General features: G+C 70.3%; 8 protein-coding genes. 4 read left to right on the forward strand and 4 right to left on the reverse strand.

Translation table 11 applies throughout. From position 1 onward, the window contains the following. Positions 1–210 precede the first annotated feature (210 nt). Both ABT130_RS12265 and ABT130_RS12270 read left to right on the forward strand, forming a co-directional pair. Positions 211–1491 carry an alpha/beta hydrolase gene (locus ABT130_RS12265; RefSeq protein ID WP_350955156.1) on the forward strand — a complete coding sequence of 427 codons (1281 nt, stop codon included), beginning with the start codon at positions 211–213 and terminating at the stop codon, positions 1489–1491. A 438-nt stretch (positions 1492–1929) separates the two neighbouring features. Next, positions 1930–3606, forward strand: a complete 1677-nt coding sequence (locus tag ABT130_RS12270) for a tRNA ligase subunit PheS family protein (RefSeq protein WP_350955159.1) — start codon at positions 1930–1932, stop codon at positions 3604–3606. Between the two features lie 155 nt (positions 3607–3761). Here the strand turns inward: ABT130_RS12270 and ABT130_RS12275 are convergent, their stop codons facing one another. Further along, entirely contained in the window at positions 3762–5072 is a 1311-nt protein-coding gene (locus tag ABT130_RS12275; protein ID WP_350955161.1) for a hypothetical protein, read from the reverse strand. Positions 5073–5432: 360 nt separating this feature from the next. Between ABT130_RS12275 and ABT130_RS12280 the strand changes: the two genes are divergently transcribed. After that, a complete protein-coding gene (locus ABT130_RS12280) occupies positions 5433–6257 on the forward strand; it encodes a sensor histidine kinase (RefSeq protein WP_350955163.1) in 825 nt (274 codons plus the stop codon). A 195-nt stretch (positions 6258–6452) separates the two neighbouring features. Here ABT130_RS12280 and ABT130_RS12285 read toward each other — a convergent pair whose 3' ends face one another. After that, entirely contained in the window at positions 6453–8300 is a 1848-nt protein-coding gene (locus tag ABT130_RS12285; protein WP_350955165.1) for a sensor histidine kinase, read from the reverse strand. 167 nt (positions 8301–8467) lie between these two features. Between ABT130_RS12285 and ABT130_RS12290 the strand changes: the two genes are divergently transcribed. Beyond that, positions 8468–9133, forward strand: coding sequence for a response regulator (locus tag ABT130_RS12290; RefSeq protein ID WP_350955166.1), 666 nt, complete (start codon positions 8468–8470; stop codon positions 9131–9133). 122 nt (positions 9134–9255) lie between these two features. On the opposite strand, the gene ABT130_RS12295 is transcribed toward ABT130_RS12290, so the two are convergent. Beyond that, the gene (locus ABT130_RS12295; RefSeq protein WP_350955168.1) at positions 9256–9648 is read right to left on the reverse strand and encodes a response regulator; all 393 of its coding nucleotides are present in this window, start codon (positions 9646–9648) and stop codon (positions 9256–9258) included. Between the two features lie 169 nt (positions 9649–9817). Further along, on the reverse strand, positions 9818–11035 hold the full coding sequence (locus ABT130_RS12300) for a glycosyltransferase (protein ID WP_350955170.1): 1218 nt from the start codon (positions 11033–11035) through the stop codon (positions 9818–9820). Positions 11036–11049 lie beyond the last annotated feature (14 nt).

Raw genomic sequence — 11049 nt, forward strand, 5'->3', positions numbered from 1 at the left:
AGACATATCGGGATAAGGGAGCCATGGCAGACCACAATCCATCTCGGCGTTTTATAACGAACGTGATAACGCGCGATATCTGATGAGATTTGTGGTTAAAGCGCAAGTGACCGCGTCATTTCGTTGCGAACGCTCATAGCTGAGAGGCGATCACCCCGCCTAGGGTCGCCTGCCACGGCCACTGTCTCCAGGCCGGGCGGAGGAACGACCATGCGACCTGCTCGACGCGGACTTCTGGCGCTGGCGACCGCGCTTGTCGTCGGACTCCCCTCGACCGCGCACGCCGACCCGGCCTGGGCGTCGGCACTCGGTGACAGGAGCGGCGAGGCAGGCGCGGCGGCCCGGACCGCTCCGGAGGTGAACCCGGCGGGTGGGACCGCCCGGAAAGGGGAACCCGCGAAGAGCAACACCCTGATCACAAGACCGGCGGGCAGGACCGCCTCGGCGGTGAGGCCGGCGGTGAAACCACAGCCGAGCCCGAGCCCCTCCGCCGGCAAGGGAGGCAGGAGCCCATGGGGGCCCTGGCCTGCCGCCAGGCCGGGCGCCGCGCGCGTGGTCAAGGAGACCTGGCTCGGCCCGCGCATGCTCGACCTCCAGATCTCGTCGCCCGCGGTCAACGCGACCCTGCCGGTCCGCGTGCTGGTGCCCCAGGGCTGGTCGAAGGGCGCGCGCCGCACCTGGCCGGTCCTGTACCTACTGCACGGCGGCGCCGACGACTACACCTCGTGGACCCGGATGACCGACATCGCGGGCATGACCGAGGACATGGACGCGATCATCGTGATGCCCGAGGCGGGCCGGGCGGGTAACTACTCGAACTGGTACAACAAGGGCAAGGGAGGCGCGCCCGGCTGGGAGACCTTCCACACCTCCGAGGTGCGCCGCCTGCTGGAGACCGGCTACCGCGCGGGGAGCCGCCGCGCCGTCGCGGGGCTCTCCATGGGCGCGTACGGCGCGATGAAGTACGCCGCGCTGCACCGGGGGATGTTCCGCTTCGTGGGCGCCTACAGCGGCGTCATGTCCACCCGTCTGCCGGGCATCCCCGAACTCATCATGAACGCACAGGCCTCCGAGGGACAGGATCCGCAGGCGCTGTGGGGCGATCCGCTCAGGAACCGGGACGTCTGGAGGGCCAACGACCCCGCGGCCCACGCCGGGAACCTGCGCGGCGTGAGCATCTACATCTCCAGCGGCACGACCAGCAGGCTGGGCGAACTCGACCCACCGGGAGTCCCCTGGAGCCCGGCCCATCTCGGCGAGCCGATCTCCGCCTACACGGCCAGGGACCTGATCGCCAAGCTCCGCTTCCACGGCATCAAGCCCGTGGTGAACCTGTACCAGGACGGCACCCACAGCTGGCCCTACTGGGAGCGCGAGTTCCGCAGGTCCTTCCCGATGATCCTGTCCGCCCTGGGCCTGAAGACCGCCCAGGACGACGCCTCCGCACCCCGGGAGCAGGAGAACGTCTGGAACCTGCTCGGCGGAACGTGAGAGCCGGATGCGCGGCGGTCGCCGGTCCCGGCCCGACGATCCGCTGCCGTCGACATCACCCGGCGGCGTTCGGCGGGCCCCGGGGATCCGCTTCCCGAAGAGGCGGACACGCGCCGATGACCTGCCCCTGACGGAACGGCCGTCCTCTCGAACCCTCATCGCCGACCCGGTGGCGTGTTGACTCACCGTTGACCAGATAATAACTTTGAGTAGTTGTTTCAACACCCAGCGTGGCGGACGTTCGAGGTCGCGCGTGAACTCCGGCGTTCCGTAACGGACGTCGGACGCGGATCCCACCTCCGGTCTCACGTGCGAGGTCGTCCGGTCGCGTGCCGTCGTATCCCCGCGTATCCCCGCGAAGGGTGACCCTCGGCTCTCGCCTGACCGTCTCGGGGAAGCGCGGGAGGCGCGCTCACACAGGAAGAGGCAGCACAGTCAATGAGGAGCGCATCCAGCGGACGTGCCGGGAGCGCGTCGCACGACTCGCGCGGGGCCCGGCATCCGGTGACCGTCATGGCCGAGCAGATGACCGACGTCTTTCTCGACCTTGGTTACCGCATCGTCGAGGGACCCGAGGTCGAGGCCGAGTGGTTCGCCTTTGACGCGCTCAACATGGACGACGACCACCCCGGCCGCACCCCCGACCGGGCCTTCCACCTCGAAGACCCCGCGGAGCCCGGCGGGAGGTCGGGCCTCGTGCTGCGCACCCGCACCTCACCGGCGCAGGTGCGGGCGATGCTCGGCAGGACCCCGCCGCTCCGCCTGGTCTGCGCGGGCCGCGCCTTCCGTCCCGACGCGGCCGACACCATCCACAGCCCGGTGTTCAACCAGGTCGAGGGCCTCGCCGTCGACCTGGGGCTCACCATGGTCGACCTGAAGAAGACCCTCGACCACTTCGCCGCCGCCGTGTTCGGCAGGGGCACGGTGACCCGGCTCCGCACCCACCGGTCCGCCTACACCGACCCGTCGGCGAAGGTGTACGTGGAGTGCGCGGTCTGCCACGGCGTCCGGGAGGACGTCTCCGAGGACGCCCCCGGGGACGCCGCCGGGGACGCCTCCGCGGGCCCGTGCGGGACGTGCGGCGGTGGGGGATGGATCGAGTGGGGCTGGTGCGGCACGGTCCGCCCCCTGGTGCTGACCACCTGCGGCGTCGATCCGCACAGGTACGGCGCGTTCGCCTTCGGCGTTGGCGTCGAGCGCACCCTGATGCTCCGGCACGGCCTGAAGGACATCAGCGACATCGTCGGCGGCGACATCCGCTTCCCGCTCGGGATGGACGAGTTCGCCCCCGGCGGCAGGCCCAGGCCCACTCCCCGCCCCCGGACCACGGCCACCACACGCGCCGTGCCGGCCGCACGGGCCGTGCCCGATCTGGAGATCATCCCGTTGACCCGAGGCGGCCACGGCAGGAGAGGCCCGCAGGGGCGGGAGGCCGGCGGGGGGCTCACCCGCTCGCAGAGCCTGCGACGGCGGATCGGGCACGCGCTGGCGGGGGCGGGGTACGTCGAGACGCCGCGCTTCCCCTTCGTCTGCGACGCCGCATGGGACGCCTTCGGCCTGGCGCCCGACGACCCGCGCCGCGCCACGCTGACGCTCACGAACCCGATCAGCCCGCGCGAGCCGTCGCTGCGCACCACGCTCCTCCCCGGGCTGCTGGCCGCGCTGGGGCTCAACCTCGCCCTGGGAAATCACTACCCGGCGCTCTTCGAGCAGGGAGTGGTCTTCGCACCCCGCACGGGCGCCGACCTCACCCTCTGGCCCCTGGCGGACCACCGCCCCACCGCGAGCCGGCTCGACGCGCTGAACGCCACCGTCCCCGCCCAGCCCAGCCATCTCGCCATCGCCCTGACCGGCGAGTCGTCGTGGGCCCGCGCCGTCGACACCGCGCGGACGGCCGCGCACGTCATGGGGGCCGGCCTGATCACGCGCCCCACCGAGTACGCGCCCTGGCGCCCTGGACGCTGCCTGGAACTGCTCGTCGGCGAGGCGGTGCTCGGCCACGCCGGCGAGCTGCACACCGCCACGGTCCAGGCCCTGGGCCTGCCACCGGGGACGAGCGTCATGGAGATCGACCTCACCGCGCTGGAACATCTCACCGATCAGGGAGGCACGTGACGTCCTCCCCGCCCGGCCCGGTGGCCATTCGGCACCCGGAAAGCCAGGAGGCCGGGGACTCCACCGCTCGCCCCGCCCGCCGGCCAGGTCTGCCGGTTCGCGATGTCCCGGTGAAATCGGCCTGAGCCGCTTCACCGGGAGGTCGCGGGAGTGTGTCAGACGGCCGCGAGATAGATCTGGCCGAAGGCCTCGGAGAGCTTCTTGAGGTCGGTGGTCACGTCCACCTCGGGGTTGGCCGGGTCGTAGACGGCGGCCAGGCGACGCTGGATCGGGGTGAGCTTCTTCAGCTGGTCCCAGGCGGTCAGCCGGTTCACCGCGCCCTGGGCGTCCTGGACGCGGGTCCAGACGTTCACCTGCTGGGCGGCGCCGTCCTTGACCGGCACCGACAGCCGGGAGGCGATCTGCTCATCGGTCACCTGGCCGGCGAGACCGGTCTCCTCCGCGGCGATCTGGGTCAGGACGTCCCACGACCGGGCACGGACCTGGATCCACTGGTTGCGGTGGGCCTGCTCGGCGTCGATCTTCCAGGTGTCGTAGCCGCCGTACAGCAGGCCGGTGTCCAGGGAGAGCTGGTCGACGCGGCCCGCGATCAGCGGGGACTCGATCTTCTCGGGGGCGAGCAGCGGGTACCGCTTGCGCATCTCCGCCTTGCAGGTGTCGTTGGCGCCGCAGGCGAGCTCGGGGACCACGGTGTGCACGCCCAGCCGCTTGCCGGGCGCGGCCTGGCGGAGGGCGTCGGAGGCCGCGGTGACGAACGCGGTGATCTCCGCGTCCGTCTTGAACGTGCTGTTGTAGCCCAGCTGGGAGGTGAACCGGATGCCCGCGACCTCCGGACGCGCGGCAAGCGCGCCGATGCGCTTGACGGCGGCGGTGAAGGTCTCGGTGCCCGCCTTCCAGTCGTCGGCCAGTTCGGTGTCGATCCAGACCCGCAGCTGCTGGGCCTTCGCCGCGGTGATCGCCTGGCCGGCCGGAGTCCGCGCGGCCGCCGCGACGGCGGGATCCTGGGTGCTCGTGGAGGTCGACTTGGCGGCACCGGTCAGTTCGGATCCGTTGACGGTGCCGTCGCCGCCCTCGCCGTGCCCGTCGATCGAGCACTGCTGGCCCGCCTCGCACTCGGGCGCGCCGTCCTCTCCCGCCCCCTCGGGGAGGGGAGAGTTCTCATCGCCCTCGGCGCCGCCGCCGGGCGGCTCGGGGCAGGCGCCAGCCGAGCAGTCGATGAACTTGCCGTCGATCGGGTTGGCCTCCTTGAGGTGGGCCGCGTCGTCGCTGCCCCAGAAGAGCGCGACGCCGAGGGCCTCTTCCGGCTTGGCCAGCCAGTGACACACGACGTAGGCCGGGGCGTCGGCCCCCATCAGATCGTTGCAGCTGCGGGGATCGTCCTGCGAGTACGCGGCCCCGGGCGTCATGATCCCGACGAGCGCGAGCGCGGCGCCGACGGCGAGGGCTCGGCGCAGAGTGAGTCGCATGTCCTGAACTCCCCGGGTAAAGCTGGTCAAAACGATCGATCCACACTTTACCCAGATCGCAATGGGCTCAACAGCCCCAGTCAAGGACCCACAGGACTTTGATACCTCCCGGCTGATCCGGCGTCCCACGCGGGCAGGAGCCCGGGGCATTGCAGGTAGCCGGAATGCCGGTATCCCGCTGGCGTGAAGCGACAAACGGAGGCTGCCAGCGCAGACGACGGGCGGCGGGGACAACATCATGGTGGTGAGGGCAACCGCCCGGGGAGACGGGGAATCTCCGCCGCGGTGTCGAGTCGATGACGAGACTCCACCACCCTTCTCGAAAGCGCACCAATCGGTGCAGACCGAAACAGGATCTTCATGTCGCCGCACGTCAACGATCTGAGCAGCCGGTTCCACGGGCTCCCAGGGTCGGACGAGATCATTTGTCTCGCCCTGGCGACCAGCGACCTGCTGAAGCGGATGGAGAGCGCCAGGAACCGGATCGACCGGTCTCTGCTCCAGCAGCAACGATTCGTGTCCGACGCCTCGCACGAGCTGTTCACCCCGATCGCCGGGCTCAGGGCTCTCCTGGAAGAGGCCCGGCTGCATCCCGAGGAGACGGACCTGCGCGAGCTGCTGGCAGACACGCTGGGAAACGTCGACCGGCTTCAGAAGATCGTCAGCGACCTGCTGATGCTGGCGAAGGTCGGCACGAACCCGCCGGACGCGTTCGTCAGCACGGACCTGGGCGAGCTGGCCCGCGCCACGGTCTCGCGGCGCGAGGACGACATCCCCGTACGACTTCGGCTCGCCCCCGGTGTCAGGGCGAACGTCGTCGACGCGGAGATCGACCGGCTCCTCTCCAACCTCCTGGACAACGCGCAGCGCCATGCCAGGCGCACGGTGCTGGTCGAGGTGCGCAGGGACGGTGAGTACGGCGAGCTGACCGTCACCGACGACGGGGACGGCATCGCCGACGCCGACAGGGAACGGGTCTTCGAGCGGTTCACCCGGCTGGACACGGCCCGCTGCCGCAATCGGGGAGGCACCGGGCTCGGCCTCACGATCGCCCGTGACATCGCCGAAGCCCACCTGGGAACCATCAAGGTGGACGGCTCTCCCCTGGGCGGCGCACGGTTCGTCCTCCGCCTTCCGCTCGCCACCGCCGCACGGCTGGACGACCATGAAGAGACCGCTTCCTGACACCTGTCCGGATGACCGCGGGATCCACCAAGCCCCCGCCCCTGACCGGACGGCCGCCCGTCCAAGCTCCCCCGGACCCGCGGCCGAGTTCCCTCTCCGGCCCGCTCGCCCGATGCCTCCCGGGCGAGCCTGCCCCACCGGCCGGCGGCCGGTGGGGCAGATCCCCCGCTCACCCCGGCGAGCCGGCCGCGGCCGTCAGCTCTCGATCGGCACCATCACCAGAAGCGACGTCCCCTCCCCCGCGGAACTCGTGATCGTCAGCTTTCCGCCGAGCGTCTCGACGCGGTCCCTGAGCCCGATGAGCCCCGACCCCCCGCCGTACTCGGCTCCCCCGGTCCCGTCGTCGCTGACCAAGAGCCGGACCGTCGCCCCGGTCACACCGAGGGTGACGCACACCACGGAGGCGTGCGCGTGTTTCACCACGTTGGTCAGCGCCTCCGCCGCCGTGTAGTAGAGAGCCACCTCGACGCGTTCCGGCAGGCGCGGGACGGAGCCCAGCTGGAGTTCCACCGGAACGGCGGAGCGGCGTGCGAGCGTCTTCAGCGCGGGTGCGAGACCGCCCTTCGAGAGGATCGCCGGGTGGATGCCCCTGGAGAGCTCCTGCAGATCCTCCACGATCCCGGTCAGCCCCTGGACCGCCTGAGACAGCTGCTCCCTGAGCCCGGTCATCCCCGGTGGCACCCCGGCCTCCACCGCGCGCAGTTCGAGCCCGAGCGAGACCAGCCGCTGCTGGGCACCGTCGTGCAGGTCGCGCTCGATGCGCCGGCGGGTCTCGTCGGACGCGGCGACGAGGCGCGCACGGGAGGCGGCGAGATCGGCACGGGCCTGCGCGTTCGAGATGGCGGTCGCGATCAGCTCGGTGAAGTCCCGCATCCGCCCCTCGGCGCCTTCGAGCCTTGGCTCCCAGCGGTTGTAGAAGGCGAGCACCACACCCCACAGCGAGCCGTCGACGATCACGGGAGAGCCGAGCGCGGAGGTGACGCCCATGTCACGGGCCCACTTCACGATCGTTCCCGAGGCCTCCTCATAGTTCGCTATCCGGGCCGGCCTTCCCGTCCTCAGCACCATGCCGGAGACGAGCGTCTCGTTGATCGGCCACTGCGAGCCGAGAGGCATCACCTTCCGCGCGTCCCCCCGGAGACTCCACGAACCCGCCACCGTCGTGTGGTCGTGGTTGTAGCGGCTGATCGACACGTGGTCCGCCCTCATGAGGGAGCCCATCTCGCAGGCGACCGCGTTGAACAGCTCCGTCGAGGAGATGCCCCGCGCCACGAGCGTCGCGACACGCCGCAACGTCGCCTGCTCCTGCGCGATCCTGCGGAGCTCGTCACGGCTGGACGCCAGGACCGCCCTGACGCTCTCGCGATCGCGGGCCGCCCGCAACAGTGCTTCCAAGGAGGGCAGCATCCGGTCGCGCAGGCGTATCCGCACGTCCTCCGGCACGCCGGCGGGAACGACGAGCGTGCCGATCCGACTGCCGTTCTCCATGAGCGGCAGAGCCTCGTCGTGCTCGCCGACGGGGACCTCGTCAAGCCGGATCTCCACGTTCGGTGCCCCCAGACCCCGCGCCAGGAGGCGCGAGGCCGGCGGCAGCGCCGCGCTCAGATTCTCCGCACCCAGCAGGATGTGGGCCAGTTGCACGGAAAGGTCCGCTTCGCGGCGACGTTCGTTCGCCTGGACGCCCAGTGAGCGCACCCGCGCCGCGATCAAACTGGTCACCAGCCCGACGAGAAGGAAGATCGGAAGCGGGGTCCAGAGCCAGTTCCCCCCGGGGAAGAAGCCTCCCTGCGGAGGGAGGGTGAAGTAGTCGAAGGCGAGGGCACTGGCCAGCAGGGTCACCAGTCCCGGCCACAGGCCCCAGACGACCGAGACCAGCAGAACGCCGAGCAGGTAGATCCCGCTCAGGAAACCACCCGGTGTCAAGCGGGACAGAAAACCGGCAAAGACAACTTCCGCCGCGATGCACACGGCGCCACATACGATCCCCAGCACAAAGGATTGACGCTCTGTGTGCGCCAATGACGACAGCAGCCGCTCGCGCATAAGTACTAAGATACTCGCATGTCAACGGGATATTTCACACTTCGTCCCTGACCGTACCCCGCCTGGCGGACTTACGGCTGATTGTCCAGAGTATTGGGAATTCCTTAGCCCTAAGGTAGCCATTCTTTTAATGACAGGTCCGGCGGGAAACAGACCACGAAAGGACGATGGTCGTGTACGAGAACCGGATACGCGTAGCAGTGGCGGACGACGACGTGCTTTTCCGCGAGGGGATGTCGAGCCTGCTGGCACGATCGGGCTTCGAAGTCGTCGGCCAGGCCGGAGACGCGGCGGAGATCCTCCCTCTGGTCCGTGAGCACCGGCCGGATCTCGTCGTCCTCGACATCCGGATGCCCCCGACCCATACGAACGAGGGACTTGACGCGGCCCGGGTGATCCGTGAGGAGTTCCCGGACATGGGGATCCTCCTGCTGTCGGCGCACATCGAGGTGGAGGAGGCGATGGAGCTGCTCGCCACCGGGCACCGGGTCGGCTACCTGCTCAAGAGCCGGGTGACCGGAGTGAGCGACTTCATGGAGACGCTTGAGCACATCGCCCTGGGCGGCTCGATCGTCGATCCGAGCCTGGTGCGGGAACTCATCAAGGCCCACCGCAAGGACGATCCGCTGGAACTTCTCACCGCGCGCGAGCAGGAGGTCCTCGCCCTGATGGCCGAGGGACGCTCCAATGCCGGCATAGCGAGCAAACTCTGGATCACCGAGGGCACGGTCGAGAAGCACGTGCACAGCATCCTGTCCAGGATGCGGATACCGGGGACGGAGGACGACCACCGTCGTGTCCTCGCCGTGCTGGCCTTCCTCGACTCCCGCTGACAGGGGGCACCGCCCGGGGGACGGCCGACGTGCCGTGAAGGACCAGTGGGGCCGGTGGTACCGATGAGGCGGCTTGGCGTCGCGGGCCGATCCGGTGGGAGACCCGCGGAACACGCCCCGGGTCAGCTGGAGCCCAGCTTCCCCTCCTCGCAGGCTTCCCGGAGAATGTCGCGGATCGCCGCCCCGGAAAGGGCTGACTTCGACAGGAACGCGATGGCGGGACCGGCCACGATCATGTCCACGAAGTCCCTCTCGGCGTGGGTCGAGATCATGATGATGTGCGGGCGGCTGTCGGACCGCACCCGCGCGAGCCGCTGAGCGACGTCGAAACCGCTCTCCTCACCGAGATCGATGTCGACGAGCGCGACGTCCGGCCGGCAATCGCTGATCTGCCGAAGGGCCTCTTCGCCCGCGGAGGCCATGCCGACCACGGCGATCCCCTCCCGCTCAAGCAACGCCCGGGCGGCACAGCGGAAGTGATCGCTATCATCGACGATTAGACAACTTATGGCCACACCTCGAGGATCTCAGGGGAGCGGCGTCGGCACATTGCAGCTAGCGGGAAACCCGGGAGGTCGCTGGCATGAGTGGAGCCCCTCCGGCGGGCCACCGCGAACCCCACGCCGTCAGGCCTCAAGCAGCCTGAGCACCACCGAATCCCTGACCCGACGCTGAGCCTTCGGGTCAGGCTCCGAGCGCCTCGCACGCGCGTCCCACTCCGTCCTCGGCCCGCAGCCGCTCCCCCAACCGCGCCGCCACCGCCCGCGTTCCCGGATCCCGTACGGCATGTACCACCCGTGCGGCCAGCGCTCCCACGGTGGCCCTTCCGATCGGCAGCGGCGCGGGCCCGGCCCCCAGCGACGCCACCCGTGCTCCCCAGAACGGCTGGTCGGAGAAGAAGGGACAGATCACCCCCGGTATCCCGGCCCGCAGGCCCGCCCCCGTGGTCCCGGCGCCGCCGTGGTGCACCACCGCGGCCATTCGCGGGAAGAGCCACTCGTGATCGATGTCGCCGATGACGAGCATGTCGTCGGCGCCCTCGTACGGCATGCCCTGAAGGACCCCCCGTACCCCGGCCCTGCGCAGCGCCGCCACCACCGTCTCCGCCGTCGCGACCGGGTTGGCCGGAACCATGCTGCCGAAGCCCACGAAGACCGGTGGCGGCCCCGCGTCGAGGAACGCGACGATCTCGGAGCGGGGAGGCAGCGCGCGCTCAAGCGACCAGAAACCGGTCAGGTGCACGTAGTCCGGCCAGTCCCGCGGGCGGCCGACGATCCAGGGACTGACCCCGCACAGCACCGGCACCCGATCGGCCCGTGCCCGCCGGAACGGGCTGCCCCGCATGGGCCCGAGCTTGAGCACCCGGCCCCGCAGCCGGTTCACCATGCGGCCGAGCAGCAGCCAGCTCAACCCCTCGACCAGCGCGTAGCTGGCCCGGTTACCGGCTCCGCCGAGCGTGCGCAACGGCACCAGCGGGTTGGGGAAGGCCCGGGTGGGCTCGCTGGGCTGGAAGTGCAGCAGCGCGTACGGCATGCCGTACCGCTCGGAGAGATGGTGCCCGAAACCGCCCAGCGCGGGTGACAGGACGAGGTCGGCTCCGGCGCAGGCCGCGTCCACCTCGGCGACCAGGCGCTCGGCGAGCGGTTCCACGATCATGCGAAACCCCCTGGCGAACCCGGCGGGGCCACTCCGCAGCCACGCCTGCCCCTCCTCGGACTCCATGATCTTCAGCGGGTCCACGCTGATCGGGCTGAACTCCAGCCCCGCCTCCTCGACCAGCCCGCCGTAGCGGCTCGCCGCCACGATCATGACCTGGTGCCCCCGCCGGGCGAGCCCGGCGCCGAGCGCGACGCACGGCTGGGTGTCACCCCGCGAACCGAACGCCAGGACCGCGATTCTCACCGGAGCCTCCCAGA

Source organism: Streptosporangium sp. NPDC001681, from assembly GCF_040298085.1.
Classification (GTDB): domain Bacteria; phylum Actinomycetota; class Actinomycetes; order Streptosporangiales; family Streptosporangiaceae; genus Streptosporangium.

Excerpts from the sequence above, each read along its gene's own strand:
- ABT130_RS12265 (WP_350955156.1), top strand. The coding sequence starts at position 211 with ATGCGACCTGCTCGACGCGGACTTCTGGCGCTGGCGACCGCGCTTGTC.
- ABT130_RS12270 (WP_350955159.1), top strand. The coding sequence starts at position 1,930 with ATGAGGAGCGCATCCAGCGGACGTGCCGGGAGCGCGTCGCACGACTCG.
- ABT130_RS12275 (WP_350955161.1), bottom strand. The coding sequence starts at position 5,072 with ATGCGACTCACTCTGCGCCGAGCCCTCGCCGTCGGCGCCGCGCTCGCG.
- ABT130_RS12280 (WP_350955163.1), top strand. The coding sequence starts at position 5,433 with ATGTCGCCGCACGTCAACGATCTGAGCAGCCGGTTCCACGGGCTCCCA.
- ABT130_RS12285 (WP_350955165.1), bottom strand. The coding sequence starts at position 8,300 with ATGCGCGAGCGGCTGCTGTCGTCATTGGCGCACACAGAGCGTCAATCC.
- ABT130_RS12290 (WP_350955166.1), top strand. The coding sequence starts at position 8,468 with ATGGTCGTGTACGAGAACCGGATACGCGTAGCAGTGGCGGACGACGAC.